This window comes from Bradyrhizobium sp. CSA112 (assembly GCF_029051645.1).
Classification (GTDB): domain Bacteria; phylum Pseudomonadota; class Alphaproteobacteria; order Rhizobiales; family Xanthobacteraceae; genus Bradyrhizobium.
In genome coordinates this window covers 1-26,916 of sequence record NZ_JAACFS010000052.1, presented here as the reverse complement: position 1 = coordinate 26,916, position 26,916 = coordinate 1, and the positions used below count along the sequence as shown (strand labels likewise).

The 26,916-nt window shown below is 61.7% G+C and carries 22 protein-coding genes; 15 read left to right on the top strand and 7 right to left on the bottom strand.

Translation table 11 applies throughout. From position 1 onward, the window contains the following. Positions 1-20: 20 nt before the first annotated feature. Entirely contained in the window at positions 21-2,888 is a 2,868-nt protein-coding gene (locus GWE18_RS39175; RefSeq protein WP_275190886.1) for a valine--tRNA ligase, read from the top strand. 123 nt (positions 2,889-3,011) lie between these two features. Next, on the top strand, positions 3,012-3,503 hold the full coding sequence (locus GWE18_RS39170; protein ID WP_275190885.1) for a VOC family protein: 492 nt from the start codon (positions 3,012-3,014) through the stop codon (positions 3,501-3,503). Between the two features lie 40 nt (positions 3,504-3,543). Here the strand turns inward: GWE18_RS39170 and GWE18_RS39165 are convergent, their stop codons facing one another. Beyond that, positions 3,544-5,850 carry a carbohydrate-binding domain-containing protein gene (locus GWE18_RS39165; protein WP_275190884.1) on the bottom strand — a complete coding sequence of 769 codons (2,307 nt, stop codon included), beginning with the start codon at positions 5,848-5,850 and terminating at the stop codon, positions 3,544-3,546. Between the two features lie 419 nt (positions 5,851-6,269). Between GWE18_RS39165 and GWE18_RS39160 the strand changes: the two genes are divergently transcribed. Together GWE18_RS39160 and GWE18_RS39155 are read left to right on the top strand one after the other, a co-directional pair. Further along, entirely contained in the window at positions 6,270-6,587 is a 318-nt protein-coding gene (locus GWE18_RS39160) for a metalloregulator ArsR/SmtB family transcription factor (protein WP_275190883.1), read from the top strand. Continuing rightward, positions 6,584-7,069, top strand: coding sequence for an SRPBCC family protein (locus tag GWE18_RS39155; protein WP_275190882.1), 486 nt, complete (start codon positions 6,584-6,586; stop codon positions 7,067-7,069). Before GWE18_RS39160 ends, GWE18_RS39155 begins: the two co-directional genes overlap by 4 nt. Positions 7,070-7,254: 185 nt before the next feature. On the opposite strand, the gene GWE18_RS39150 is transcribed toward GWE18_RS39155, so the two are convergent. Next, the gene (locus GWE18_RS39150; RefSeq protein ID WP_275190880.1) at positions 7,255-7,860 is read right to left on the bottom strand and encodes a DNA-3-methyladenine glycosylase; all 606 of its coding nucleotides are present in this window, start codon (positions 7,858-7,860) and stop codon (positions 7,255-7,257) included. A gap of 177 nt (positions 7,861-8,037) precedes the next feature. Between GWE18_RS39150 and lipA the strand changes: the two genes are divergently transcribed. From lipA to GWE18_RS39130, 4 genes are all read left to right on the top strand, one after another. Then, the gene (gene lipA / locus GWE18_RS39145; protein WP_275190879.1) at positions 8,038-9,000 is read left to right on the top strand and encodes a lipoyl synthase; all 963 of its coding nucleotides are present in this window, start codon (positions 8,038-8,040) and stop codon (positions 8,998-9,000) included. 244 nt (positions 9,001-9,244) lie between these two features. Then, on the top strand, positions 9,245-9,724 hold the full coding sequence (locus GWE18_RS39140) for an SRPBCC family protein (RefSeq protein ID WP_275190878.1): 480 nt from the start codon (positions 9,245-9,247) through the stop codon (positions 9,722-9,724). Positions 9,725-9,790: 66 nt separating this feature from the next. Beyond that, a complete protein-coding gene (locus GWE18_RS39135) occupies positions 9,791-10,708 on the top strand; it encodes an NAD(P)-dependent oxidoreductase (RefSeq protein ID WP_275190877.1) in 918 nt (305 codons plus the stop codon). A 101-nt stretch (positions 10,709-10,809) separates the two neighbouring features. Then, complete coding sequence (locus GWE18_RS39130) at positions 10,810-12,483, top strand: thiamine pyrophosphate-binding protein (protein WP_275190876.1); 1,674 nt, start codon at positions 10,810-10,812, stop codon at positions 12,481-12,483. Between the two features lie 8 nt (positions 12,484-12,491). Here GWE18_RS39130 and GWE18_RS39125 read toward each other — a convergent pair whose 3' ends face one another. Together GWE18_RS39125 and GWE18_RS39120 are read right to left on the bottom strand one after the other, a co-directional pair. After that, positions 12,492-13,094 (bottom strand): CinA family protein, encoded by a 603-nt coding sequence (locus GWE18_RS39125; RefSeq protein ID WP_275190875.1) that lies wholly within the window; start codon positions 13,092-13,094, stop codon positions 12,492-12,494. A gap of 1 nt (position 13,095) precedes the next feature. Then, the gene (locus GWE18_RS39120) at positions 13,096-14,277 is read right to left on the bottom strand and encodes a bifunctional 2-C-methyl-D-erythritol 4-phosphate cytidylyltransferase/2-C-methyl-D-erythritol 2,4-cyclodiphosphate synthase (RefSeq protein ID WP_275190874.1); all 1,182 of its coding nucleotides are present in this window, start codon (positions 14,275-14,277) and stop codon (positions 13,096-13,098) included. Positions 14,278-14,562: 285 nt separating this feature from the next. Between GWE18_RS39120 and dusB the strand changes: the two genes are divergently transcribed. From dusB to ntrC, 3 genes are read left to right on the top strand one after another with little or no spacing between them, the layout of a single operon-like run. Beyond that, positions 14,563-15,564: a tRNA dihydrouridine synthase DusB gene (gene dusB, locus GWE18_RS39115; protein ID WP_275190900.1), complete on the top strand. Its 1,002-nt coding sequence runs from the start codon at positions 14,563-14,565 to the stop codon at positions 15,562-15,564. Further along, the gene (locus GWE18_RS39110; RefSeq protein WP_275190873.1) at positions 15,561-16,736 is read left to right on the top strand and encodes a nitrogen regulation protein NR(II); all 1,176 of its coding nucleotides are present in this window, start codon (positions 15,561-15,563) and stop codon (positions 16,734-16,736) included. Before dusB ends, GWE18_RS39110 begins: the two co-directional genes overlap by 4 nt. A gap of 9 nt (positions 16,737-16,745) precedes the next feature. After that, a complete protein-coding gene (gene ntrC, locus GWE18_RS39105) occupies positions 16,746-18,188 on the top strand; it encodes a nitrogen regulation protein NR(I) (protein ID WP_275190872.1) in 1,443 nt (480 codons plus the stop codon). 263 nt (positions 18,189-18,451) lie between these two features. Here the strand turns inward: ntrC and GWE18_RS39100 are convergent, their stop codons facing one another. The 3 genes from GWE18_RS39100 to GWE18_RS39090 form a co-directional block, all read right to left on the bottom strand. Beyond that, positions 18,452-19,066: an Abi-alpha family protein gene (locus GWE18_RS39100; RefSeq protein WP_275190871.1), complete on the bottom strand. Its 615-nt coding sequence runs from the start codon at positions 19,064-19,066 to the stop codon at positions 18,452-18,454. A 72-nt stretch (positions 19,067-19,138) separates the two neighbouring features. After that, entirely contained in the window at positions 19,139-19,567 is a 429-nt protein-coding gene (locus tag GWE18_RS39095; RefSeq protein WP_275190870.1) for a hypothetical protein, read from the bottom strand. Positions 19,568-19,584: 17 nt separating this feature from the next. After that, positions 19,585-20,664 carry a DUF6161 domain-containing protein gene (locus tag GWE18_RS39090; RefSeq protein ID WP_275190869.1) on the bottom strand — a complete coding sequence of 360 codons (1,080 nt, stop codon included), beginning with the start codon at positions 20,662-20,664 and terminating at the stop codon, positions 19,585-19,587. A gap of 422 nt (positions 20,665-21,086) precedes the next feature. Between GWE18_RS39090 and GWE18_RS39085 the strand changes: the two genes are divergently transcribed. The 4 genes from GWE18_RS39085 to hflX all read left to right on the top strand — a co-directional run bounded on the left by GWE18_RS39085 (position 21,087) and on the right by hflX (position 26,766). Then, positions 21,087-23,462, top strand: coding sequence for a PAS domain-containing sensor histidine kinase (locus GWE18_RS39085; RefSeq protein ID WP_275190868.1), 2,376 nt, complete (start codon positions 21,087-21,089; stop codon positions 23,460-23,462). Continuing rightward, the gene (locus GWE18_RS39080; RefSeq protein ID WP_275190867.1) at positions 23,452-24,822 is read left to right on the top strand and encodes a sigma-54 dependent transcriptional regulator; all 1,371 of its coding nucleotides are present in this window, start codon (positions 23,452-23,454) and stop codon (positions 24,820-24,822) included. The genes GWE18_RS39085 and GWE18_RS39080 overlap by 11 nt, the downstream gene beginning before the upstream one ends. 304 nt (positions 24,823-25,126) lie before the next feature. Next, positions 25,127-25,375: an RNA chaperone Hfq gene (hfq, locus tag GWE18_RS39075; RefSeq protein WP_006020546.1), complete on the top strand. Its 249-nt coding sequence runs from the start codon at positions 25,127-25,129 to the stop codon at positions 25,373-25,375. A gap of 11 nt (positions 25,376-25,386) precedes the next feature. Beyond that, positions 25,387-26,766 carry a GTPase HflX gene (gene hflX, locus GWE18_RS39070; protein ID WP_275190864.1) on the top strand — a complete coding sequence of 460 codons (1,380 nt, stop codon included), beginning with the start codon at positions 25,387-25,389 and terminating at the stop codon, positions 26,764-26,766. Positions 26,767-26,916: the final 150 nt, after the last annotated feature.

Here is a 26,916-nt window from a genome sequence, read left to right as displayed (position 1 = left end):
GCATCCCCATTTGCAGTGCCATGATCGAGAAAAACTACCAGCCCGCCGATATCGAAAGCCGCATGTCCCGAATCTGGGAGGAGAGCGGCGCGTTCAAGGCCGGCCGTCCCGAGCGCAAGGACGCCGCGCCGTTCACGATCGTGATCCCGCCGCCGAATGTGACGGGCTCGCTGCACATGGGCCACGCGCTGAACAACACGCTGCAGGACATCCTCTGCCGCTTCGAGCGCATGCGCGGCCGCGACGTGCTGTGGCAGCCCGGCACCGACCATGCCGGCATCGCCACCCAGATGGTGGTCGAGCGGCAATTGATGGAACGGCAGGAGCCGGGCCGCCGCGACCTGGGCCGCGCCAAATTCCTCGAACGTGTCTGGCGGTGGAAGGCGGAGAGCGGCGACACCATCGTCAATCAGTTGAAACGCCTTGGCGCCTCCTGCGACTGGTCGCGCGAACGTTTTACGATGGACGAAGGCCTGTCGCGCGCCGTCGTGAAGGTGTTCGTCGAACTGCACCGCGAAGGGCTGATCTATAAAGACAAGCGGCTGGTGAATTGGGATCCAAAACTGCTCACGGCGATCTCCGATCTCGAAGTGCAGCAGGTCGAGGTCAAGGGCAGTCTCTGGTATCTGCGCTATCCGATCGCGGGCAAGACCTTCAATCCCGATGACGCTTCGACCTTCATCGTGGTCGCGACCACGCGTCCCGAGACGATGCTGGGCGATACCGCGGTTGCCGTCCATCCGGAGAACGAACGTATCGGGCATCTGATCGGCCAGCACGTCATCCTGCCGCTGGTCGGCCGCCGTATCCCAATCATTGCCGACGACTACGCCGATCCCGAGAAGGGATCGGGCGCGGTCAAGATCACGCCGGCGCATGACTTCAACGACTTCGAGGTCGGCAAGCGTCATAACCTGCCGCAGATCAATGTTTTCGATCGCGAGGGCTGCATGGCCCTCGTTAATAACGAGGATTATCTGCGCGGCTTGCCCGAAGGCGCGCTGATGCTTGCGGAAGAGCTGAACAACGTCGATCGCTTCGCCGCGCGCAAGAAGATCGTCGCGCGGCTGGAAGATTTCGGCTTCCTGGAAAAGATCGAGCCCAACACGCATATGGTGCCGCACGGCGACCGCTCCGGCGTCGTCATCGAGCCTTATCTAACGGACCAGTGGTACGTCGACGCCAGAACCATGGCGCAGCCTGCGATCGCGGCCGTGCGCTCGGGCGCGACCACTTTTGTGCCGAGGAATTGGGAAAAGACCTATTTCGAATGGATGGAAAACATCCAGCCCTGGTGCATCTCGCGCCAGCTCTGGTGGGGCCATCAGATCCCGGCATGGTACGGCCCTGACGGCAAGGTGTTCGTTGCCGAGACCGAAGAGGAAGCCGTCGGCAACGCGCTCGGCTATTACGTTGAGCAGGAAGTCATCACGGAAGAGCAGGGGCGCGAGATGGCGCAGGATCCTGCCAAGCGCGAGGGCTTCATCACGCGCGATGAAGACGTGCTCGATACATGGTTCTCGTCAGGGCTGTGGCCGTTCTCGACACTCGGCTGGCCCGATGAGACGCCGGAAGTGAAGCGCTATTACCCGACCAACGTTCTCGTCACCGGCTGGGACATCATCTTCTTCTGGGTCGCCCGGATGATGATGATGGGACTGCACTTCATGAAGGATCCGCCGTTCTCGACTGTCTACATCCACCGCCTGGTTCGCGACGAGAAGGGCGCGAAGATGTCGAAGTCGAAAGGCAACGTCATCGACCCGCTCGGCGTCATTGACGATTTTGGCGCGGACGCGCTGCGCTTTGCGCTGGCGCGCGGCGCAGCCCATAACCACGACATCAAACTGTCGCCGCAGCTCGTCGAGACCAACCGCAATTTCGCGACCAAGCTCTGGAACGCCTGCCGCTTTGCCGAGATGAATGGCTGCGAGAAGCCCGCAGGCTTCGAGCCGGCGGAGGCAAAGCAGACTCTCAACCGCTGGATCGCCCATGAGACCTCACGGGCCACACGCGAGGTCACCGAAGCGATCGATGGTTATCGCTTCAACGATGCGGCCAATGCGATCTACCGCTTCGTCTGGAACGTCTATTGCGACTGGTACCTCGAACTCGCAAAACCCGTGCTGATGGGCGAGGAGGGCGCGGCCAAGGCCGAGACCCGCGCCATGATCGCCTGGGCGCGCGACGAGATCCTCAAGCTGTTGCATCCCTTTATGCCGTTCATCACCGAGGAACTTTGGGCGGTGACGACGAAGCGCGACGACCTCCTCGTGCTGGCCGAATGGCCGCGCAAGGCGAGTTCGGTGACGCCAGATCAGATCGCCGCGATGTCACTGGCAGGGCCCGGCGATCCACTGGTCGCGCCGGCCATGGCTGCGCTCGATGCCGGCGATTTCAGCGATCCGGCCGCCGAGGCTGAAATCGGCTGGGTGGTCGATCTCGTCACCGCCATTCGTTCGGTCCGTTCGGAAATGAACATCCCGCCGGCGACGTTGATCCCGGTGGTGCTGTCGGGAGCGTCTGTGGAGACCAAGGAGCGCGCGCAGCGCTGGAACGACATCGTCAAGCGGTTGGCGCGGCTGGCGGAGATCAATTTCGCCGATCGCTCGCCGGAAGGCGCCGTGCAGTTGCTCGTGCGCGGCGAAGTCGTGGCCCTGCCGCTGAAGGGCGTCATCGACCTTTCGGCCGAAAAGGCCCGGCTCGACAAGGAAATCGTCAAGGCCGACGCCGACATCAAGCGGGTCGATGCCAAGCTCGGCAACGAGAAGTTCGTGGCGAACGCGCCCGAAGAGATCGTCGAGGAAGAAAAGGAAAAGCGCGAGGCGGCGGTGGCGCGAAAGGCCAAGATCCTCGAGGCGCTGGAGCGGTTGAAGAACGCGTCTTAGCCGCTAGCTCCGTCATTGCGAGGAGCGAAGCGACGAAGCAATCCATCTCCCCTCTCGTGTGGCGCGATGGATTGCTTCGCTCCGCTCGCAATGACGACTGAAGCATCCTCAAGGGCCCGATCGATGCTGGACCACATCTCCATCACGGTTTCCGATTTCGCCGCCGCCGAACGATTCTACGACGCGATCATGAAAGCACTCGATGTCGCCAAGGTCGGCCGCAGCGACCGCTGGCTCGGCTATGGCGAACGGGCTGACGCGGAGCATCCGGATCGCGTCTACATCGCCATCTACAGAGGCGCGAAGCCGGACGAGGCCACCGGCCGTCATTGGTGCTTCAAGGCGAAATCGCGAAGCGAAGTGGATGCGTTCTGGCGCGCCGGTATCGCCGCCGGCGGCACCGATGACGGCCCACCCGGCCTGCGGCACTATCACGCCGCCTATTACGGCGCGTTCCTGCGCGATCCCGACGGCAACAAGGTCGAAGCGGTCTGCCATCGGGCGGAGTGGTGGCAAGGCGCAAAACTATCCCCGTCATTGCGAGCGGAGCGAAGCAATCCATATCGCGGCATAACGGATAGATGGATTGCTTCGTCGCTTCGCTCCTCGCAATGACGGCGGAAGTCTCATCGAGGACCAGATCGATGGGCCAGCCTCAGACGAACAGAAAATCGCTGGCGTGGAGCTGACTCAATGTCGCGTTCTGAATCTCGATCGTGTTGTTGGCGTCGACCGTTATCACGACGCTCGTGCCAACCTCGGCCATGTGAGACTGGAGCGCGCTGAAGTCGGCAAATATCGCCTTGTCGATTTGAACGCGGTCCTGCACACCATCGCTGTTCTGGAAGTCTGCAACTGTGTCCTTGCCGAAGCCGGCGGCGAAAACGAATGTATCATTGCCGGACCCGCCGGCCAGATAATCGTTTCCGCCGCTACCGATCAGCCGGTCGTTGCCGCTGCCGCCATACAGGAGCTCGTTGCCCGTACCGCCTTGCAGGCTGTCGTTGCCGTCGTCGCCATACATCCTGGTTGCCGCCGGGCCGCCTTTGAGCTGGTCATCGCCGGCGTCGCCATGCATGACGTCCAGCCCGCCGCCGCCGGAGAGATAGTCATTGCCGTCACCGCCGTTCATGACATTCGCTACCCAGGAGCCATAAAGCTGGTCCTTGCCGGCGCCGCCGTCGAGCAGGGCACCGGTGTCGCCGGTGCTGGCCTTGATGATGTCGTTGCCGTCGTCGCCATAAAGCTGATCGGTCGCGGTCGCGATGCCGGCGCCGCTATTGAGCGCGTCGTCGTTCGCACCGCCATGGATCACATCCGCGCCGGCGCCGCCGTTGAGGGTGTCGTTGTCCGCGCCGCCGTTGATCACGTCCGCGCCAGCGCCGCCGTTGATCAGGTCCGTGCCGGCGCCTCCTTCAAGATTGTCGTTGTCGGTCGACGATCCGAAGAACAGGTCCTGATGACCGGTCATGTCATAGTGGATGGACCTGTTGTGATAGAGGTTCCAGGTGCCTGGCGAGCTCGTGTTGACCGCATCGGAAACCGACAGATGCTCGCCGTTGACCGTGATGTCCTTGATGTAGAGGTTGCGGTCGCCATTGGTGCTGGTGAAGTCGTTGATGAAGGCGAGATCGAGACTCGATATGCTGTCTGGATTGGGGAATGTGAAGGTGAAGGTCTGGAATCCCGACGCGTCGGTGGCATTGTGGAATTCGACCGTGCTGCCGACCTGCTGCCCGTTGATCAGAAGCTGCATCTGAGCGCCAACTCCGTCGACGACGGGGCTGTAGCCTGTCACCGTCACTGACGTCTCCGTGAGTTTCGGAATTACATCGGGGCCGCCGGTAATGGTGTCGTCGCCGCCGTCTGACTTGATCGTGTCGTTGCCCACTTCGCCTGACAGCACGTCATTGCCGCCGCCGACATCCATCAAATCGGCGGAGGGAGAACCCGTTAGGGTTTGACCGGGCGGCTGGTGCTGACCTCCGTACCACTCGGTAATCAACCCCTGCGCAGGCTTGCCTTCGGGCGAATAGCCGATCGGCGAATACTTGTTGTTCGTATCCCAGTTCCAGATCGACGCGCCCCTGAACCAACTTCCGCCTTCCGACCCCCACACCTGAAAGAAGGCGTTGAAGGCATCGTACTGCTCCTGGACATCTTGCGTCGTGCTCTCGGCCCAGCCGCCCGGACTGATATTAGTTCCGTCGACGCTGCGGTAGCCGGTCTCGGTGAAGAACACCTGCTTGTTGTACTGCAAGGCAAGGGAATGGAAGAAATCGACCGGCGACATATGGTTCATCACCTTCGCCCAGTAGTCGTCGGTGGACATGTTGTTCCACGCATTGACCATCTCCTCGACGGTCGGGTCCGTTTTCGTCGTCAGCGGCGGATATGCATTGATTCCGATGACATCAACCTTGTCCCAGAAGCTGACATTGATGGCTTCGTCGGTTGCGGCAGCATAGGTGATCTCGCCGTGGAACACGGCGCGTACGGAATCGATGAGGTCGACCCAATAATTTCGGTATTCAGGGCCGGAGAGCTTGCCCAGCTCATTGCCGATCACAAGCATGCTGACGCCTGCTTGTTCGGCGATTTCAGCCATACGAACCATATGGTTCTTGTAGGAAGCAAAGAAAGCGGCGGGATCGCTCGGATTGAGCACGTATGCAAGCGAGCCATCGAGGGCCGAGACCATAGGCTTCAGCGTGACCGAAAGGCCGAGCGCCTGCGCATTCGCAATGGCCTGCAGAATATTGGCGCCGCTCTCGGTCTTGTTCGGATCGGCGAAGACGTCACTCGACGTCCTGGTTTGCATAAACAGCCGCGGAGCGAGTTCGATCGAGTTTGCATTGGTGCCGGCGATCGCCTGCATGGCGGCCAGCGCGGAACTGGCGACGAATGCACCATTGTAGTTGGAGAGGAATCCAAATCCTTGAACAGGGAACACGCCCGCCATCGTGCAGCTCCTTTTATTTTGCAGTTTCTGTTGCTGCTTGGTGGCTCCGTGGCTTGCGCAGACCCACCACGCTGCGTGTTCCACGCAGCACAACCTATGAGCACTTCGCTTGCGCAAAGCGAAACAGCAGGCCACACTTACGCGTTCAACGTGGGCGTGTGGTGACGGGATTGAGTCGATGTTGCGATTGTTGAACGAGCGATGCTCGTCGTTACTGCATCGTTACTGGTTTCGACTCAAACCGAAGGCAATACGGAGCGCAGCCCCGCGGCTAGATGCTCTTCACCCATAGCCACGGATCGGACCCCTGCCGGAAATGGCCGGTGCTTGCGGCGCGCGTGAATGACGAGCCCTCCCTGGGTTGGGCTCGCGTTGAAATGTAACTTGACAACACGTAAGTCTAGCCTTACGCGTTAGCGATGGCTTACGCGAAGAGTGGGTGGACGGCGCTCGCTGACGCGACCAGGCGCACGATATTCGAGCGGCTGGTCGATCATCCGAGCTCGGTCAGTGGACTGGCGCGTGCCCTGCCGGTCAGCCGCCCCGCAGTCTCGCAGCACCTGAGGGTCTTGAAGGACGCTGGGCTCGTGGTCGACGCGCCGGCCGGCAAACAGCGGATCTACCGCGTCGATCCCGCCGGGTTGGCAGCCCTTCGTGCGGAACTCGACGTGTTCTGGAGCAAGACGATGGCAGCCTACAAAACAGCCATCGAGCAATCACCGGAGGAGCCGAAATGAGCACTCAAGCAGCAATCGCATCTGTCAAGCACTGTATCGTGGTGGAGGCACCCATCGGGCACGCGTTCAAGGTCTTCACCGAGGACTTTGGCCGCTTCAAACCCGCCGAGCACAACCTGCTAAGCGTGCCGATCGCCGAGACGGTATTCGAACCTCGAGTTGGTGGCCATCTGTATGACCGCGGCATTGACGGCAGCGAGTGCCGATGGGCGCGCGTGCTGGCTTACGAGCCGCCCAATCGAGTGCTGCTGAGCTGGAACATTAGCCCGCAATGGCAGATCGAGACCGATCCGAATAAGACCAGCGAGTGGGAAGTGCGATTTACCGCCGAGACGGCGCACCGGACACGCGTTGAGATCGAGCACCGACACCTGGAGCGCCACGGCGAGGGGTGGCAAAGCGTGCGCGATGGGGTTGCGGGTGATCAGGGTTGGCCGCTGTACCTGCAGCGCTTCGCTGATCTGTTAAGCCGCCCATCCTGACGGTCATCCCGCGCACCGGCACCCGGTATTCGCTGCGCCCTCTGATTGGAGAGGCGGATGAACCTCGCACAGCCTCGGGCGCTATCTGCGTCGCGAGAATGCGAAGTCACATTCAATCGTCGTCACCCGCGAAGCCCTCGCCTTCGCGGGTGACGACAGCTGGTGATGTTGATACTGCCTGGCCATCAAAACGGCTTGCTCAGAAATCTCGACCCCTTCAACCCATAGCGCCAGGGGAGATCGACCGCTTTCGTGATTCCGATCCGCACGCCCGCAGCGATGTCGGCATTGCCGAGTCGCGCATGCAACGCGAATGGCGGAGCATCGAGCGGCAGCTCGTTGTGCTCGATCGTAATGCCGAGCGCTTCCGTGAGCTTGCCCGGGCCGGAGCACAGAGCGCGCGCGTCCTGCAGACCGCGTCGTCGGCGCATCGCAGGCAAGCCGTGGGTCGGCTCAAGTGCGCGGATCAGTACGGCGCTGGCTGAGCCTTCCGCCTCGCAGACGAAATTGACGCACCAGTGGATGCCGTAGGAGCGATAGACGTAGGCGAATCCCGGTGGGCCGAACATCACGCGGTTACGCGGCGTCGGCCCGCGAAACGAATGCGCGGCCGGGTCCAGATGGTGATACGCCTCGACCTCGGTGATGATGCCGCCGACGCCGTCGACCAGGAGCGTCGCCCCGATCAGGTCGGGCGCGACCTCATGCACGCTGCGGCCAAAGAACGAGCGTTTCAGCGGCTTGCCGAGGCGTGGGGCGGCGGCATCGGCCGGCTTTGGATTTTGAGCCATTTTCAGGTGGGAATCACGGCGGAACGGGTGATAACTGCCCATATGTTGCATGTTTCTGCTAGGTTCGGCGAGCTAGGTTGCGGTTTTCCGCAACCGAGTTGCGGCCTTCCCGCAACTGAGGTTGCGGCGATAGGCGACACGGATTAGCTAGGGTTTCTCGCAATATTCGGACTTAACATGGTCGTTCTCGTCGATACCGTTTCCGTCAACCAGGTGCGCCCGCGTCACCCCGAAAAGGTGAACCGGCCGGATGCGCTGTCGCCGCCAAAGCCGGACTGGATCAGGGTGCGCGCCCCGAACACCCGCGGCTATGCGGACACCAGAAAGATCGTCAAGGAGAACGGCCTCGTCACGGTGTGCGAGGAGGCGGGCTGCCCGAACATCGGCGAGTGCTGGGACAAGAAGCACGCCACCTTCATGATCATGGGGGACACCTGCACGCGCGCCTGCGCGTTCTGCAACGTCAAGACCGGCATGCCCGGCGCGCTCGAGGCCGCTGAGCCGGAACATGTCGCGGAGGCGACCTTCAAGCTCGGGCTCACCCATGTCGTGGTGACCTCGGTCGACCGCGACGATCTCGCCGACGGCGGCGCGGAGCATTTTGCGCAGACAATTCGCGCGATCCGCAAGCGTTGCCCAGCCACGACCATCGAAATCCTCACCCCGGACTTCCTGCGCAAGGAAGGCGCCCTGGAAGTGGTCGTGGCCGCGAAACCCGATGTGTTCAACCACAATCTGGAAACCGTGCCGGCGCGCTATCTCAGCGTTCGCCCGGGTGCGCGTTATTTCCATTCGATCCGGCTGCTGCAGCGGGTCAAGGAAATCGATCCGACCATCTTCACCAAGTCAGGCATCATGGTAGGCCTCGGCGAGGAGCGGCATGAGGTGCTGCAGGTGATGGACGATCTGCGCTCGGCCGAGGTGGATTTCCTGACCATCGGGCAGTATCTGCAGCCGACCCGCAAGCATCACGCCGTCATGCGCTACGTGACCCCGGACGAATTCGCAGGCTACGAGAAGGTCGCCTACACCAAGGGCTTTCTGATGGTATCGGCAAGCCCGCTGACCCGCTCGTCGCACCATGCGGGCGAGGATTTTGCCAAGCTGCAAGCGGCGCGCACAGCGCGGGCTGGAGCGTGATGACTTTTCTTCGAATAGTCATCACGTTCGATCTCTTTGATTTGAGCATGATCTTTTCGGAAAACCGGCGCCCACTTTTCCGGATCATGCTCTAGCCTCGGATTGAACCAATGCAACGCGTTCTCGTCATGGGATCCTCCGGGTCCGGCAAGTCGACATTTGCGCGGCGGCTGTCGGAGATAACAAGCATTCCCTTCGTTTCGCGGGATGCGCTGCATTGGAAGCCCGGCTGGAGTAACCGCTGATGCCGCGCTTTTCCAGCAAGCGCCGGGTGCATCACACCGCGGTGCAAATGTTCGATCTGGTCGCGGACGTCGAGCGATATCCGGAATTCGTGCCGCTGTGCCAATCGTTAAGGATACGTCAGCGCACGTCGAGGGGGGATGGCACCGAAATCATCGTCGCCGACATGACCGTGTCGTTCAAGCTCGTGCGGGAATCCTTCACCAGCCGGGTGACACTGGACCGGCCGAACCTGAAGATCATGGTCGAATATCTGAAGGGCCCGTTCAGCAACCTCGAAAACCGCTGGACGTTCGAACCGAAGGCCGAAACAGACTGCGACGTCGGATTCTTCCTGTCCTATGAATTCAAGAGCCGGATGCTGGCGATGCTGATGGGAACGATGTTCGATGCCGCGTTCCAGCGTTTTGCTGCCGCGTTCGAAAAGCGGGCGGACGCGGTCTACGGCAAGGCGGGGGCAGGGCCGGTCGGGACCCGCTGACGCCGGCGGGATCCGGCAAAGCATCGCACCAATCCAGGAAATTCTCGAACAATCACGGAAGTTGAGATGACGACATTCGAACGCGTTGGCTTCATCGGGCTCGGAGGAATGGGACGCGGTTTGGTAAAGAACCTCGTCGCGAAGGGCGTGGCCGTGACCGCCTTTGATCTCAACCCCGCTGCGGTCGCGATTGCCCAATCGTTTGGGGCGACGGCCGCGGGCAATCTGCAGCAAATTCGCGATTGCCGTATTGTCATGATTTGCGTGAATGAGGCCGAGGACGTCGAGGCGCTGCTCACTGGTACCAATGGGCTGCTCGCCAGTGCGGCGCCGGGGTTTGTCATCGTGGACCACACCACGGGCAGTCCGCAGATGGTCGCAAAGCTCGACCGCATGGTGCGCGCGGCCGGCGGGCGCTACGCCGAGGCGCCGATGACGCGGACCCCGAAACACGCCGACATCGGCAAGGTCAATGTGCTGTTCGGCGGCGAGCGCGATCTGCTCGAAGACCTCAGGGCCTATTTCGAGCTCTATGCCGAAAACATCTTCCACATCGGCCCGCTGGGGCACGCCATCCGCCTCAAGCTCATTCACAACTACATCGCCTTCGCCAATGTTGCGGCGTGGTGCGAGGGCTTTGCGCTTGCCGCAAAGGATGGGCTCGATCTGTCCCAACTGATCCGCATCATCTCGGCGGCGGGCGGAAAGAGCGGCATGCTCGATCTCTATGGCCAGGCCACGCTCGATGGCGACTTCACCCCGCTGATGTCGCTGGCCAACGCCCGCAAGGACGTCCGTTACTACGCGCGCTGGCTGGAGGAAGCAGGCCTGCCGGGATTCATGGCGGAAGCGGTGCATCAGACCTACCGGCAGGCAGCGCTGCTGGGGCACGATGGTGAATCCTGCACCGCCGTTATCAAGGCCTATGAGGCTGTGACCGGTGTTGAGGCGCGGGTAAGGCCGAAAGATCAACAACAGGGATGACCGGCAGCATATCTGATCTCGCGCGAAAACCGGTTGCTGGTGCCGACGCCATTCTTTAAGCCGGTCCCAAATCCGTGATCCCGCAACAGAGGGACGAGACGATGGACGCAAATCTTCGAACCGGTGGACATATTCTGATCGAGCAATTGGCCTTGCACGGCGCCGATACCGTGTTCGGCGTGCCCGGCGAGAGCTTTCTCGCGGCGCTCGACGGCATGTACCAGAGCCAGCGCGTGCGGTTCATCAACGCCCGGCATGAAGGCGGGGCCGCCATGATGGCAGATGCCTATGGCAAGCTGACGGGCCGCCCGGGTATTGCGTTCGCCACGCGCGGGCCCGGCGCCACCAATGCGTCCGCCGGCGTCCATGTCGCCTTTCAGGATTCAACGCCCATGATCCTTCTGCTGGGTCAGGTCGGACGCGACATGATGGAACGCGAGGCGTTTCAGGAAATCGACTATCGGCTGATGTTCGGGCCGATGGCGAAATGGGTCGCCCAGATCGATGATGCACGGCGGATTCCGGAGTTCATCTCGCGCGCCTTCTTCACCGCGACCTCGGGCCGTCCCGGTCCGGTCGTGCTGGCGCTGCCTGAGGACATGCTCACCGATACCGCCGAAGTGACGGATGCGCCGCCCTACAATCCGCTTCCCATCGCGCCCGATGACGGCGCCCTACGGCAATTCCATGCACTGCTTTCGGAGGCGAAGAAGCCATTCCTGATCGTCGGCGGCGGCGGATGGAGCGATCAGGCGCGCCGCGATCTCGAGGCGTTTGCGTCAGCGCATGAAGTGCCCGTCGGCGTTTCGTTCCGCTGCCAGGACTATTTCGACAATCTGCATCCCTGCTATGGCGGCCATGTCGGCATCGGCCTCGACGCAAAAATCGCCGACCGGATCCGCAGCAGCGATCTGGTGATCGCGCTTGGCGCGCGGCTGGGGGAGGCCACCACATCCGGCTACACGCTGTTCGATATTCCGAAGCCAAGACAGCCGCTGGTTCACGTCTATCCTGATCCCGAAGAGATCGGCCGCGTCTATTCGCCGACGCTCGGCGTGGTCGCGAGCAGCGCCGCGTTCGCGGCCGCGATCAAGCGGCTGGAGCCGAAGCACCGATCGCGTGCCGACTATGTCAAGGCGGCGCATGCCGACTATCTCGCCTTTGCCGAGCCGACGCGCTCGCCCGGCGACGTGCAGCTCTCGCAGATCGTACGCAGTTTGAGCGATCGCTTGCCGCCTAACACCATCATCTGCAACGGCGCCGGCAATTATGCCGTCTGGGTGCACCGTTTCTGGCGCTATCGGCAATATCGTACGGAGCTCGCGCCGACCTCGGGTTCGATGGGATACGGCTTGCCGGCGGCGGTGGCCGCCAAGCTGCAGTATCCCGAACGCACCGTGATCGCGTTCGCCGGCGACGGCTGCTTCCAGATGACCGGGCTGGAGTTCATGACCGCGGTCGAAAACCGGCTGCCGCTGATTGTTATCGTCTGCAACAACGGCATGTACGGAACGATCCGCATGCACCAGGAGCGGACCTATCCCGGCCGCGTTTCCGGCACCGATCTCGCCAATCCCGACTTTGCGGCGCTTGCGCGGGCCTGCGGCGGCTTCGGCGTCCATGTGGAGCGGACGGAAGACTTCGCGCGCGCCTTCGATGAAGCCGTGGCAAGCGGCCTTCCCGCCATCATCGAGCTTACGATCAGTCCGGAAGCGCTGACGCCGGTATCTTCGCTGAGCGAAACCCGCGCCAAGGCGTTGGCTGCGCAAGCCTGATGCCGACCTTAAGTCCGCGAGGGCCGGCGTCGTTTGACGGCGCTACGCCGCGGCGTTCGCGCCACCCGCGGACGAAGCCGGCTCATGGTCTGGCGGGGCGGTTTAACCGGCGCCTGCGGACCGCGTGCCAGCTCCATCAGCATCCGCAGCGCCTCCACCACGGAGCGCTGGCGCACGGTGGTGCGGCCAATGGCTCCAAACCGGAATTCGCGGTGCAGGATCTTTCCGTCGCGCGAGGCAACCGCGAAATGGACGAGGCCGACCGGTTTGCCCGGCGTGGCACCGCCGGGACCGGCAATGCCGGTAATGGATACCGCGAGATCGACGCCGGCTTTTTCCAGCGCGCCGATCGCCATCGCCGTCGCGGTTTCCTTGCTGACCGCACCAAAGGTCGAGAGCGTCGAGGCCTTGACGCCGAGCATCGCGCGCTTGGCTTCGTTGGAATAGGTGACGAAGCCACGGTCGATCACGTCTGAGGAGCCGGGAATGTCGGTGAGGGCGCCGGCGACCAGGCCGCCCGTGCAGGACTCCGCCGTCGCAATTGTCAGCTTACGCATCCGGCACAAATCGAGCAGCGAGCGGGAGAGGGCGCGGGCGTCGCTGCCGCTCATGTTACTCGCTCCAGGGCAGACGGATCGTGGCACTCGCAGTTGCCGCGATGCCTTCCTCGCGGCCGGTAAAGCCGAGCCGTTCGCTGGTCGTCGCCTTGACGGCGACGCGCGAGATGTTCAGCCCCGTAATCTCGGCGATGCGGGCGCGCATGGTGTCGCGCAGCGGCCCGATTTTCGGGCGCTCGCAGATCATCGTGACTTCGAGGTTGGCGATCCGGCCACCGCGCGCAGCAACGCGATCGACGGCATATTTAAGGAACTTGTCGGACGCAGCGCCCTTCCACTGCGGATCGCTCGGCGGAAAATGCGAACCGATATCGCCGTCGGCCAGCGCGCCAAGGATGGCATCGACCAGCGCATGCAGGCCGACGTCGCCGTCGGAATGGGCGAGAAAGCCTCTGACGTGCGGCACCCGGACGCCGCAGAGCATCAGATGATCGCCGTCGCCGAAGGCGTGCACGTCGTAGCCGGTGCCGGTCCTGATGTCGCCGAGCTGAGCGGCAAGACGGGCTTCCTCGCGGGCAAAATCTTCAGGCGTGGTCAGTTTCATGTTTGCAGGATCGCCTTCAAAGGTTGCAACCGTCAATCCCGCCCATTCAGCGAGCGCCGCATCGTCGGTGAAATCGCTGCAGCCGTCGCGCGCGGCGCGGCGGTGGGCATCGAGAATGACTTCGAAGCGGAACGCTTGCGGCGTCTGGGCGATTCGCAAGCGCGCGCGTTCGGGTGTCGCCTCGACGTTACCGGTATCATCGACCTGCTTGATTGTGTCTGTGACCGGGATCGCAGGGACCGCCGCGCCGGTGCGCCCGGCAGCATCGATCGCACGCGAAATCACCGCTGACGTCACGAATGGCCGTGCGGCGTCGTGGATCAGAACGATGTCGGGCTTCTCCGCGGCCAGCGCCTCGAGCCCGGCATGCACCGAAGCCTGACGTGTCGCGCCGCCATTGGTGGGCGGCTGGTGGCGTAGTCCCGCGACAGCCTCATTGAAGATCGCGATGTCATCGGGATTGACCACCGGTTGCACGGCAAACACGTCCGGATGCCGGCAGAACGCCTCCATGGCGCGGAAGATCACGGTCTGCCCGCCGATCTCGCGATATTGCTTGGGCCCCCCGGCACCGGCGCGAAGCCCGCGTCCGGCGGCGACGAGGATGGCTGCGGTACGCTCAGGTCTGGGCATATGGACTCAAATACGAACGAATCGGGGTTGAGGAGGAGCGTCGGCGCGCTGGCGCACAGCCCTTACCATGCCGGATGCGGAAAAACAGAGCGTTTCCCATGCGCTGTGGGAAAAGCGGTTTTTGTTGCAGTGCACTTGCACAACTGATAGATCTGTCTAAAGTGTAGGCAAGAAGCTTGACTGCCCAAGATTTGTGCTCACAATATGCGTCGACGGTTGCAATGAAGCCGCCGCCCCAACCATGAGAACGCCGTGACCGGCCCGGAAAGTTCACGCTCTAAGCCGTTGAAAATAGGCGAGATTGCCGTCGCTAACCGGGTTCTTCTGGCGCCGATGTCCGGTGTCACCGATGTCCCCTTTCGACGTCTTGCCGCCACCCTCGGCGCCGGACTGGTCATCTCAGAGATGACCGCCAGCGACGAACTCGTGCACGGCAGGCCGATGTCGCTTCTGCGCTGCGAAACAGCCGGCGTCGGACCGCACGTCGTCCAGCTCGCGGGCTGCGAGGCGCACTGGATGGCGGAGGGCGCAAGGGTTGCGGAAGCGGCCGGCGCCGACATCATCGACATCAATATGGGCTGTCCGGCGCGTCACGTCACTGGCGGCCAATCCGGCTCGGCGCTGATGCGCGATCTCGATCATGCGCTCAAGCTGATCGAAGCCACGATCGCGGCAGTGAAAGTGCCGGTGACACTGAAGATGCGGCTCGGCTGGGACGATCGCTCGCTCAACGCGCCCGAGCTGGCGCGCCGCGCAGAACAGGCCGGCGTGCAGATGATTACCGTGCACGGGCGCACGCGTTGCCAATTCTACAAGGGCATGGCCGATTGGAGCGCCGTGCGCGCGGTCAGGGACGCGGTCTCCGTGCCGCTCGTCGTCAACGGCGACATCACCTCATTCGAGAAGGCGGTCCGCGCACTGGAAGTATCGGGGGCGGACGCCGTGATGATCGGGCGCGGCGCGCAGGGTCAGCCCTGGTTGCCGGGACAGATCGGCCGACGGCTTGAAACCGGACAGGCGGAGACCGCTCCGTCGCTCGCCGAACAACTCGCGCATGTGCGCGCGCTCTACGACGAGGTTTGCGGCCATTACGGGCTGCGCATCGGGCTCAAACACGCACGCAAGCATCTCGGCTGGGCCCTGGAGATCGCAGCGCAGTGCAGCCGCGCGCCGGCCGAGACGCTGAAGGGCTGGCGGCAAAAGATTCTAACGTCGGAGGATCCGCATCGCGTGCATCGATCGCTCCAGGACGCGTTCGACGATTTCGCATGGAGTGCTGCTGCATGAGTTCAGTCGCAGAACACCGCCGCGCCGTGCCCACCGACAGCGAGGCGATCCTCAACGCGCTACCCAACCCGGTGCTGCTGGTTGCGCCCGATGGCCGCATCATCGACGCCAATATCGCCGCCGAATCCTTCTTCGAGATTTCGACGCAATTCCTGCGGCGGCAGTCGCTCAAGGAGTTGGTGCCGTTCGGCAGTCCGTTATTGGCGCTGATCGACCAAGTGCGCGCGAGCGCGTCGCCGGTCAACGAATACAAGGTCGATCTCGGCACGCCGCGCATCGGCGGCGACCGTCAGGTCGACCTGCACGTCGCGCCGCTCACCGAACGGCCCGGTCATATCGTCGTGATGCTGCAGGAGCGCACCATCGCCGACAAGATGGACCGGCAATTGACGCACCGGAGCGCGGCACGCTCGGTGATCGCGCTTGCCGCGATGCTGGCGCATGAGATCAAGAACCCATTGTCCGGCATCCGCGGCGCCGCGCAATTGCTGGAGCAGGCGGCCTCATCTGAGGACCGCATGCTGACCCGGCTGATCTGCGACGAGGCCGACCGCATTGTCACCCTCGTCGACCGCATGGAAGTGTTCGGCGACGACCGCCCGGTGGCGCGCGGAGCGGTCAACATCCATTCCGTGCTCGATCACGTCAAACGGCTGGCGCAGTCCGGCTTCGCCCGCAACATCCGCTTCATCGAGGATTACGATCCGTCCCTGCCGCCGGTGCTGGCCAATCAGGACCAGCTCATTCAGGTCTTCCTCAACCTCGTGAAGAATGCTGCCGAAGCTGTTGCCGATCTCGGTAGCGACGCGGAAATCCAGCTCACCACCGCTTTCCGCCCGGGCGTTCGCCTGTCGGTGCCGGGCAAGAAGTCGCGGGTGTCGCTGCCGCTCGAGTTCTGTGTCAAGGACAACGGATCCGGTGTTCCGGAAGACCTGCTGCCGAATCTGTTCGATCCCTTCGTGACGACCAAACAAACCGGCAGCGGGCTAGGGCTGGCGCTGGTGGCAAAAATCGTCGGCGATCACGGCGGCATCATCGAATGCGAATCGCAGCCGCGGAAGACCACCTTCCGCGTGCTGATGCCGATGTTCAATCCCGCCAAACAGTTCGACCAAAGCAACCGCGACGGCGTTCCGGGTACGCTGCCGCCTGCCTCACAGGACGCAAGATGAGGAGTAACGATGCCTGCAGGTAGCATACTCGTTGCCGATGACGACACCGCCATCCGCACGGTTCTGAACCAGGCGCTTTCGCGCGCCGGATATGAAGTTCGCCTGACCGGGAACGCCGCGACGCTGTGGCGCTGGGTCAGCCAGGGCGAGGGCGATCTCGTCATCACCGACGTGGTGATGCCCGACGAGAACGCGTTCGACCTCTTGCCGCGCATCAAGAAGATGCGACCGAGCCTTCCCGTCATCGTCATGAGCGCACAGAATACCTTCATGACGGCGATCCGGGCGTCGGAACGCGGCGCCTATGAATATCTGCCGAAACCGTTCGACCTGAAGGAGCTCATCACCATCGTCGGCCGCGCACTTGCCGAGCCGAAAGAGCGGGTGACGAGCGCGGCCGACGACTCCGAATTCGATTCGATCCCCCTGGTTGGCCGCTCGCCGGCGATGCAGGAGATCTACCGGGTGCTGGCGCGGCTGATGCAGACCGACCTCACGGTGATGATCTCCGGCGAGTCCGGCACCGGCAAGGAACTGGTTGCCCGCGCGCTTCATGACTACGGCAAGCGCCGAAACGGCCCGTTCGTCGCCGTCAACATGGCGGCGATTCCCCGTGACCTCATCGAATCCGAATTGTTCGGCCATGAGCGCGGCGCGTTCACCGGCGCCAATACCCGTGCTTCCGGCCGGTTCGAACAGGCCGAAGGCGGCACGCTGTTTCTCGACGAAATCGGCGACATGCCGATGGAAGCGCAGACGCGGCTGCTGCGCGTGCTGCAGCAGGGCGAATACACCACGGTCGGCGGGCGTACCCCGATCAAGACCGACGTTCGGATCGTGGCGGCGAGCAACAAGGATTTGCGCATCCTGATCCAGCAGGGCCTGTTCCGGGAGGATTTGTTCTTCCGCCTGAACGTGGTGCCGCTGCGTCTGCCGCCGTTGCGGGAGCGGATCGAGGATCTGCCCGATCTCATCAGGCATTTCTTTTCGCTCGCCGAAAAGGACGGCCTGCCGCCGAAGAAACTCGACGCGCTGGCGCTGGAACGCCTCAAACAGCACCGCTGGCCCGGCAACGTGCGTGAGCTTGAAAACCTGGCGCGCCGGCTGGCCGCGCTTTATCCCCAGGACGTCATTACGGCCTCGGTCATCGATGGCGAGCTGGCGCCGCCGGCGGTCACCTCGAGCGGCAACGCCCCGATGGGCGTGGAGAATCTCGGAGGTGCGGTCGAAGCCTACCTGTCCTCGCACTTCTCCGGCTTCCCGAACGGCGTACCGCCGCCGGGCCTCTACCACCGCATCCTCAAGGAGATCGAGGTGCCGCTGCTCACCGCGGCGCTGGCGGCAACACGGGGCAACCAGATCCGGGCGGCCGACCTGCTCGGCCTCAACCGCAATACGCTGCGGAAGAAGATCAGGGATCTCGACATTCAGGTTTACCGGAGCGGCGGCTAGGGATTGCACCTGCCTCCTTCCGCAATGAAGACGGGTGACGCGATTGGGGATCGATCGCTCTTGGTGGCAGGGTCTACCCGGCCAGTCGCGCTGATCCAACGACACGCAGATATTACCAGAGTCGAACAGTACATCTGCGCGGTGTCGAGTGACGGCGGACTAGTGAGGCGCTGATGACGACCGGATCGACCAAGCTGGTCGCGCTAACGCAAACTCATGCCGGTATTAGCGCAGTGCATCGGGCCGGGGTTGTGGTCTGACGTTCAGGTGTTTGGGTTGCAAGCGACCATGAATTCGTAACCGTAGGTCGATAAATGAAGTTCTCCGCGATTGCGGACGATGCAGCCAAGTTTTTCAATATGTTGAATGCTCAATTCGATTGCGGTTGGACGAAAGTTCTTCATGTCGTCCTGCAGCTTTCCCTGACTGAATTTACGGGTCTCGCGGTCGATGTATCTCCCTGCTGCGTATTTCAGAATCGCTGCATCGAGGGGTTGCAGCGCTTTGACGGTTGAGATGAATTCAGGCCGAACATCATCGGCAAAATTGGCGTCCATGGCATTGGCAAGCAGTGCAGCGTAAAGGTCCTGGATTTCTTCGCGCGTTTCGCCTTGCGCGGCTTCTAGGAGTGGAATGGCGAGTTGTTCCGGAACTGCGCTCTCTTCTTCCAGATTTCTATCGTGTAGGAGCTTTTTTGTTTTTCTGGCGAGTGCATCAAGTTGCCGCTCACGTGCCGCGTTGATGCGATCTCCGATGATAAATCCATAGGCACTCGCAATCGCAGGTGACATCGACTGTACGATATCGATGGCTTTTCCGGTCGTTTTTGCAGTTTCTTCAATGGCCTTTTCGTAGGGCATCTCGACGTGGTCGCTCATTCCAAAGTCTCCCCGGCAAGGTTGTTGATAGGTTAGCGGTGAATGTCTGCGGAAATGCGGTCTGTGGATCAATCATTTCCTGATAGTTTTTTGAAACTCCGCTATCGCGTCAACCGTGTGACCGATTGCCTGCTGCATTGCCAATTGAAAGCCGAGCCATACAGCGAGTGCAAGAATCGCGATGAGAATCCGTCTGGCTTTATGCACCCAAATCCAAAAACCCTGTCGAGCCGCAGCGTTCTTGTTTCGGCTGCCTTTGCTCCCGGGGAATTTCATAGAGAACAGCCAACTGAAGAATGTTTGTAGAAAGACAATCAGCAGCCCCTGGCAAAGAAAATAGAGACCCCAGAGCCAGAGATTCTTAGTTGCGTGGGCGGCCACTCCAAGCGTGGCAGTGATGATCAGCCAAGAGATAAATTTGAACGACCAATCGACTATCGACCTGATGCGATCCAGAAAAACATGATCATCAGGAAGTTCTCCCCCGAAACGAAAATCCATTCAGTTCTCCGCCCCCTTCACTTATTCCGAATAAGATCGATCACTCCGGATGGCGGCCCTTCGTCTGCGGTTTGAGACGGGATTGGACGGAACAGCGCATTCAGAATGATGGCGCGATCTTGATCGGACGCCGGATGCTTTTCGTCCTGCAGCAGGCCCATATAAGTCAGCGCGAGCGACCGACGATGAGCTGCGTCGTCTGCTAGGTTTAGATTTTGGATGAAAATGCGACTGACGTTCTTTAGGAGCCACGCGTACAGCAGTGCTGGCACTGTGATCGTTGCCAATCCCGCGATCGAGAACGTGCCATTCGCGCCCGCAGTCAGCTTTCCAACGGCATCTGCGATCGCAGACCAGTTAGCAACAGCAAGTAGGATAGGGATAGCCACAAGGATTGCGAAGGCCGCGAGCCACCATGCCCAGACCGTCGTCTTTCGCTGGGCGATCTTCGCCCAAGTTAGCGCTGGTTCGTCGAGCGTTAGCTTGGTTCGATAAAGCTGTTCGAGGCGATCGAACACCTCTGTTTTTTGTCGAATGAATTCTTCAAGTTCGCGCTTGGCATTCTCGCTGATTTCGACGGCCGTCGAGGCCTGCCGCACCGCCTCCATCGAGGAGACCAAATCTCCATATGCTTGGGTGACAGGGTTCGCGGCAAATGCTGCTCGAAAGGCAGATAGCAATTGGATATCGGCGTTACCACCGTCCGACCAATCGGCGCAGAGGATATACGTCATCCAACGTGCCTGCTGCTTGCTGGTATCACCACTGTTCGAGAGAAGTTTGATCTGCTGTCCTATCCGGCCTTGCCCGATAAGGACCCTGAGGTCCCTCGCGCTAACCACATAGTTTTCGAAGGACTGGAACTTGTCTTCCTTGATCTCCTTCAGCATCTGGTTAAACGCGCGGCTTGCGCGATCTTGCACCTGCGGATTGCCAAAACCCATGTTCCCAAGAACGATATTGGGCGCGAGCAACGTGCTTAGCTCGCTGAAAAACGATGACTCGACCTGCAAGAATTTTACGAGCCCTGCGGAATCGGGAACGTTCTGGGAAATACCTTGGCTCGGAATGGTCAGTTGGTAGGGAAAGGCGATCATCGCGAAGACAACTTTTCTAGTTTGGGACGCGGCCACTCAAGCCGGCGGCGATTTCCATAGTGCGATACCTCGTATCGATTGCTGATTCGGTCCAGCTTCAACGGGCAGTTGTGAGCCGAATTCACATAGGGCGGGGTCCCGCATTGGCACATCACCGAGGGCAGGGTTTTCGGCGCTCTGGTGGATGGCAGGAAGCGCCGGATCAAGCGAGCGGCGACAGATCATGTTGCGGCAAATCACTTGTGAGGACCGGCATCGCGATTCGGCGTTTTGGCAATTTTGCCACTTGCTAGGAAGAAATTCTCGTAAATCATTGAAAATACAGGCATCTTACTGATGCCGCAATTCGGCAACATTGTGATATGAATGCATCAGTCCGCGACAGGCGGGCACAAAGCCCTTTCAGTTCACCGATTGCCGGAATGACCACCGCAGAGACCTCGGCACCATCGTTCGATCCATCGCATGCCGAATCCGGAGGGGGGATCCTGCGGAAGTGGGTGGCGCCGGTTGCCGTCGCGATCGCGCTGCTGTCGGCGTTTCTGACCTTCGTGGTCCTGAGCGGTTTGACGCCGATCGAGCCGACCCGCCACGTGGTCTATTCGTTCCTGCTGATCAATGCGGCGACCATCCTGCTGCTGGTCGTGATCATCATCCGCGAGGTCTGGCAGGTGATTCAGGCGCGGCGTCGTGGCCGGGCCGCGGCACGGCTGCACGTCCAGATCGTCAGCCTGTTCTCCGTCATCGCGGTGTTGCCGGCGGTTGTGGTTGCCATTGTCGCCAACGTTACCCTTGATCGTGGCCTCGACAGGCTGTTTTCCGGGCCGACGCGAGCGGCGATCGAGAACTCGCTGAACATTGCCCATGCCTATGTCAATGAGCACGCCTATCTGATCAATGGCGACATTCTGGGGATGGCCAACGACCTTTCCAATGCGCGGCCACTTTTCGACCAGGACCGGCAGTCGTTTTTCGAGTTGCTGACGAACAATGCGGCCCTGCGCAATTTGCCGGGCGCGATGTTGATCGACAAGGATCGCAAGGTTCTGGTGACGGCGCAAACCGGCATCCAGCAGCAATTCGCGACGCCGCCGCAGGAGTTCCTCAGCAATGTCAGCGAAACCAAACCGGAGATCGCGGTATTCCCGGAAGAAAACTACGTCGCAGCGGTGATTCGCCTGCGCGGGTTCGCTGACACTTTTCTTTACGTTGCCCGGCTGCTTGACCCGCGGGTGGTCAGCCAACTTAAGCAGACCCAGGCCAGCGTCGCTGAATATGCGCAGATCGAAGCCCGCCGGCTCGGCATTCAGGTCGCCTTCGCACTGATGTTTGCAGTGATCGCGCTCACTATTCTGATGGCGTCGGTGCTGATCGGGTTGAATTTCGCCAACTGGCTGGTGGCGCCGATCCGAAATTTGATGAGCGCGGCCAATATCGTTTCGACCGGCGATTTGCATGTCCAGGTGCCGGTCCACCGATCCGAAGGCGATCTCGCGCAACTCGGCGAGACCTTCAACAAGATGACGGCCGAACTGCGCACCCAGCGCGATGAACTGGTCAGCGCTTCGGACCTGATCGACAGCCGCCGCCGCTTCATCGAGGCGGTACTGTCGTCAGCCAGCGCCGGCATCATCGGCGTCGACGCCTCCGGCAGCGTCGGCATCCTCAACCGTTCGGCTGAAAAACTCATCGGCCATGCCGAATCCGAGACGCTGGACCATCCGCTGTCGGATGTATTGCCCGAGCTCGACGACATGATGAAGACCGCGCGTGAGGGTACGCAGCGCCTGGTGCAGGGCCAGATCACGATCACGCGCGACGGCCATGAGCGCAATCTGTCGGTCCGCGTCAGCGCCGAGCAGACCAGCCAGTCGCGCGACAGCTACATCATCACGCTCGACGACATTACGGAGCTCGTCTCCGCGCAACGCACCTCGGCGTGGGGCGACGTTGCGCGCCGCATCGCCCATGAAATCAAGAATCCGCTGACGCCGATCCAGCTTTCGGCCGAACGTATCCGCCGCAAATTCGGCAAGGTCATCACCGAAGACAAGAACATCTTCGAACAATGTACCGACACCATCGTGCGACAGGTCGACGACATCAGGCGGATGGTTGACGAGTTTTCACGCTTTGCGCGGATGCCCAAGCCCGTCATGGAAGGCGAGGACGTCGCCGACACCGTGCGGCAGGCGGTCTTCCTGATGAAGGTCGGGCACCCCGATCTCGATATCGAAGCCGATATCAAGCAGGATCCGATGCGCGCGCAATTCGACCGTCGGCTGATTTCGCAGGCGCTGACCAACATCATCAAGAACGCGACGGAGGCGATCGAGCAGGTGCCGCCGGAAGAACTCGGCAAGGGGCGCATCGACGTCATTGCCGCGCGGGAGAACGACGACATCGTGATCGACGTGATCGACAATGGTATCGGCCTGCCGAAGGTGAGCCGTGCGCGGTTGCTGGAGCCCTATGTGACCACGCGCCAGAAGGGCACCGGGCTTGGGCTCGCCATCGTCGGCCGCGTGCTCGAAGACCATGGCGGCCGTATCGAACTCAAGGATGCCTCCGATTTCCGGCCCGGGCAGCGCGGCGCCTGGATGCGGCTGAGGTTCGCCGTATCCGGTCACGCGCCGAAGGTTGAAGTGAAACAGTCGGATTCGGACGCAAAACCACAGGTTGACGAAACAAAAGCGCCGTCAGGCGAAACCAATGAGGCGGCATCCGCGACCAAGATGAAACAAGAACCGAAGCCGCAACGGGCAACAGACAAGACAGGTGTAACCCATGGCCAGTGACATTCTGATTGTCGACGACGAAGCCGATATTCGCGACCTCGTTGCGGGCATCCTGGAGGACGAGGGCTTCAATACCCGTACCGCGCGCGACAGCGATTCGGCGCTGGCCGAGATCGCCAACCGCCGCCCGCATCTGGTGTTTCTCGACATCTGGCTGCAGGGCTCCAAGCTCGACGGCCTGCAGCTGCTCGAGCAGATCAAGAAGGATCACGCCGACGTTCCCGTGGTGATGATATCCGGCCACGGCAACATCGAGACCGCAGTGGCTGCGATCAAGCGCGGCGCCTATGACTTCATCGAAAAACCGTTCAAGTCCGACCGGCTGATCCTGGTGGCGACACGGGCGCTCGAGACCTCGCGCCTCAAGCGGGAAGTAAAGGAACTCAAGCAACTGGCTCCCACCGCCAGCGTTCTCACCGGACGCTCCGCCTGCATGAACCAGTTGCGCCAGACCATCGACCGGGCGGCCAAGGCCAACAGCCGCATTCTGATCGTTGGTCCCTCCGGTTCAGGCAAGGAACTGGCCGCGCGTATGCTGCACAATGCATCGAGCCGTGCAGAAGGACCGTTCGTCGTCATCAACGCCGCCGCGATCACGCCGGAGCGGATGGAAGTTGAACTGTTCGGTATCGAGCAGTCAAACGGCGAGCACGCGCGCAAGCCGGGCGCGCTGGAAGAGGCCCACGGCGGCACGCTGTTCATCGACGAAATCGCCGACATGCCGCGCGAGACCCAGAACAAGATCCTGCGTGTGCTGGTCGATCAGACTTTTCAGCGTTCGGGCGGCACCGCCAAGATTCACGTCGATGTCCGCATCATTTCCTCGACGGCGCGCAACCTGGAGGAAGAGATATCGGAAGGGAGATTCCGCGAGGATCTCTACCACCGGCTGTCGGTGGTGCCGATCCGGGTACCGCCGCTGTCGGAACGCCGCGAGGACATCCCCGAACTGATCGACTATTTCATGGACCAGATATCGGCGGCGACGGGCTTGCCGAAGCGGCAGATCGGCCAGGATGCGATGGCGGTATTGCAGTCCCATGTCTGGCCCGGCAACGTCCGCCAGCTCCGAAACAACGTCGAGCGCGTCATGATTCTGGCGGGCGGCGGTCCGGAAGCGATCATCACCGCCGATATGCTGCCGCAGGACGTGGGCTCGATGGTGCCGGCGATGCCAACCAGCAACAATGGCGAGCACATCATGGGGCTGCCGCTGCGCGAGGCGCGGGAAGTGTTCGAGCGGGACTACCTGATCGCGCAGATCAGCCGGTTCTCGGGCAACATTTCGCGCACCGCCGAATTCGTCGGCATGGAGCGTTCGGCGCTACACCGCAAGCTCAAGGCGCTCGGGGTTGGCTGACCCCTTAAGTGAATCGCTTGTTCGATACGTGCCGAAATCTGCGGCTCATCTCGCTCGCTTTGAGCCGATCCATGCACTTGCTTTGGAATATTTATCTCTTTCGGCGCTTCTACGGAGAATGGCCACTGGGTTCCGGTTAGGCCGGGCCTGAACCGGCTTGCCTAAAAACCGCGCGTACCCTCTAATCGCATGGCCGAGCCGACCGGAGGGGGATCTCAGGGGAAGCCGGCGAGTCGGGGCAGGCTCCGTGAGAGAGCAACAACCGGCTTAACAAAAAGAAGCACGAGACGGCGGGACAAAAACAATGGCGGCAGACCGCGCACAAAATCTACAAGACACCTTCCTAAATCACGTTCGTAAAACAAAAACGCCACTGACGATCTTTCTGGTCAACGGAGTAAAGCTGCAGGGAATTGTCACCTGGTTTGACAACTTCTGCTTGTTGCTTCGGCGCGACGGTCATTCACAGCTTGTTTACAAGCATGCGATCTCGACCATCATGCCGGGAGCCCCCATTCAGTTGTTCGAAGGCGGCGAGGATGCTCCGGCTTGAGAGTGAACTGATTGGAACCCCGCGACCGTGAAGGGAGCGCCGACCGTCCGCGGTCGGCGGGGGCCAAACAAAGCGGGCGGGTGATTGTCATCGGCCCGTACCTGCGAATGCGCCGCGGTGATGCCGATGCGCAGGCGAATGATGTCGTGCGTGATTCCGAGGCTCGGCTTGAGGAAGCAACGGGCTTGGCGCAGGCCATCGACCTCACGATATCAGACGCGTTGACTGCGCCCATCAGCCAGATCAGGCCTGCTACCTATCTCGGCAAGGGCAAGGTCGAGGAGATCACGGGGCTCATTGCAGGCCATGATATCGAACTGGTGGTGATGGATTGCGCGCTGTCGCCGATCCAGCAACGCAATCTCGAGAAGGCCTGGAACACCAAGGTGCTCGACCGCACCGGGCTGATCCTGGAAATCTTCGGCCGCCGCGCCAAGACCAAGGAAGGCGCGCTGCAGGTCGAGCTCGCACACCTGAACTATCAACGCAGCCGGCTGGTTCGGTCGTGGACCCATCTCGAGCGCCAGCGCGGCGGTTTCGGATTCATGGGCGGCCCCGGCGAGACCCAGATCGAAGCCGATCGTCGCCTGATCGGCGATCGCATCACGCGGCTGGAAAACGAACTGAAGAAGGTGCAGGCAACGCGGCGGCTGCATCGCGCCGGCCGGCAGCGGGTGCCGTATCGCGTGGTCGCGCTGGTCGGCTACACCAACGCCGGCAAGTCGACGCTGTTCAACCGGCTCACGCGTGCCGACGTGCAGGCGGCCGACATGCTGTTCGCGACGCTCGACCCGACCTTGCGCGCGCTGAGCCTGCCGCATGGCGGCAAGGCAATGCTCTCGGACACCGTCGGATTCATCTCCAACCTGCCGACGCAACTCGTCGCCGCGTTCCGCGCGACGCTGGAAGAGGTGCTGGAGGCCGATATCATTCTCCACGTCCGCGATATCTCGCATGAGGACGCGGAGGCGCAGGAGCGGGACGTCGATGCCGTGCTGCGTCAACTCGGCATCGATCCCGACTCTGGCGCACGCATCCTCGAAGTATGGAACAAGATCGATCGCTTCGATCCCGAAGAGCGGGAGAACCTGCGCAACGTCGCGTCTCGCCGTCCGGCGGATCGGCCGTGCTTCCTGGTCTCGGCCGAAACCGGGGAGGGGGTCAGCGAGCTACTGACCGCCATCGAAGATCGGCTGGCGGCAACGCGTACCACGCTCGATCTGTCGATCGATGCTTCCGATGGCGCCGGCATCAGTTGGCTGCACCGCAATGCCGAGGTGCTCAACAAGGAGCTGCATGACGGGCGCTTCGACATGACCGTGCGTGTCGACGAGACGAAGCGCGACATTGTGGTGTCCAGGTTCGACGCCGTGCCGCATTCCGCCCCATAGCAGGTGTCGTCCCCGCGAAGGCGCTAGCTGATGCACACATCGTGGCTGCGACGGAATGACTCGCCCGTTGATTTGGCCTTCCCGGGCGAAGAGTCACTGTGATTCTGTGTCTGGCACTTCGATTCCATTGAGGTGCCAAGATGTTGAACG

Bases quoted from the DNA above. Each gene is read 5' to 3' on its own strand.
- GWE18_RS39175 (WP_275190886.1), top strand. From the start codon at position 21: ATGATCGAGAAAAACTACCAGCCCGCCGATATCGAAAGCCGCATGTCC.
- GWE18_RS39170 (WP_275190885.1), top strand. From the start codon at position 3,012: ATGCTGGACCACATCTCCATCACGGTTTCCGATTTCGCCGCCGCCGAA.
- GWE18_RS39165 (WP_275190884.1), bottom strand. From the start codon at position 5,850: ATGGCGGGCGTGTTCCCTGTTCAAGGATTTGGATTCCTCTCCAACTAC.
- GWE18_RS39160 (WP_275190883.1), top strand. From the start codon at position 6,270: ATGGCTTACGCGAAGAGTGGGTGGACGGCGCTCGCTGACGCGACCAGG.
- GWE18_RS39155 (WP_275190882.1), top strand. From the start codon at position 6,584: ATGAGCACTCAAGCAGCAATCGCATCTGTCAAGCACTGTATCGTGGTG.
- GWE18_RS39150 (WP_275190880.1), bottom strand. From the start codon at position 7,860: ATGGCTCAAAATCCAAAGCCGGCCGATGCCGCCGCCCCACGCCTCGGC.
- lipA (WP_275190879.1), top strand. From the start codon at position 8,038: ATGGTCGTTCTCGTCGATACCGTTTCCGTCAACCAGGTGCGCCCGCGT.
- GWE18_RS39140 (WP_275190878.1), top strand. From the start codon at position 9,245: ATGCCGCGCTTTTCCAGCAAGCGCCGGGTGCATCACACCGCGGTGCAA.
- GWE18_RS39135 (WP_275190877.1), top strand. From the start codon at position 9,791: ATGACGACATTCGAACGCGTTGGCTTCATCGGGCTCGGAGGAATGGGA.
- GWE18_RS39130 (WP_275190876.1), top strand. From the start codon at position 10,810: ATGGACGCAAATCTTCGAACCGGTGGACATATTCTGATCGAGCAATTG.
- GWE18_RS39125 (WP_275190875.1), bottom strand. From the start codon at position 13,094: ATGAGCGGCAGCGACGCCCGCGCCCTCTCCCGCTCGCTGCTCGATTTG.
- GWE18_RS39120 (WP_275190874.1), bottom strand. From the start codon at position 14,277: ATGCCCAGACCTGAGCGTACCGCAGCCATCCTCGTCGCCGCCGGACGC.
- GWE18_RS39110 (WP_275190873.1), top strand. From the start codon at position 15,561: ATGAGTTCAGTCGCAGAACACCGCCGCGCCGTGCCCACCGACAGCGAG.
- ntrC (WP_275190872.1), top strand. From the start codon at position 16,746: ATGCCTGCAGGTAGCATACTCGTTGCCGATGACGACACCGCCATCCGC.
- GWE18_RS39100 (WP_275190871.1), bottom strand. From the start codon at position 19,066: ATGAGCGACCACGTCGAGATGCCCTACGAAAAGGCCATTGAAGAAACT.
- GWE18_RS39095 (WP_275190870.1), bottom strand. From the start codon at position 19,567: ATGGATTTTCGTTTCGGGGGAGAACTTCCTGATGATCATGTTTTTCTG.
- GWE18_RS39090 (WP_275190869.1), bottom strand. From the start codon at position 20,664: ATGATCGCCTTTCCCTACCAACTGACCATTCCGAGCCAAGGTATTTCC.
- GWE18_RS39085 (WP_275190868.1), top strand. From the start codon at position 21,087: ATGACCACCGCAGAGACCTCGGCACCATCGTTCGATCCATCGCATGCC.
- GWE18_RS39080 (WP_275190867.1), top strand. From the start codon at position 23,452: ATGGCCAGTGACATTCTGATTGTCGACGACGAAGCCGATATTCGCGAC.
- hfq (WP_006020546.1), top strand. From the start codon at position 25,127: ATGGCGGCAGACCGCGCACAAAATCTACAAGACACCTTCCTAAATCAC.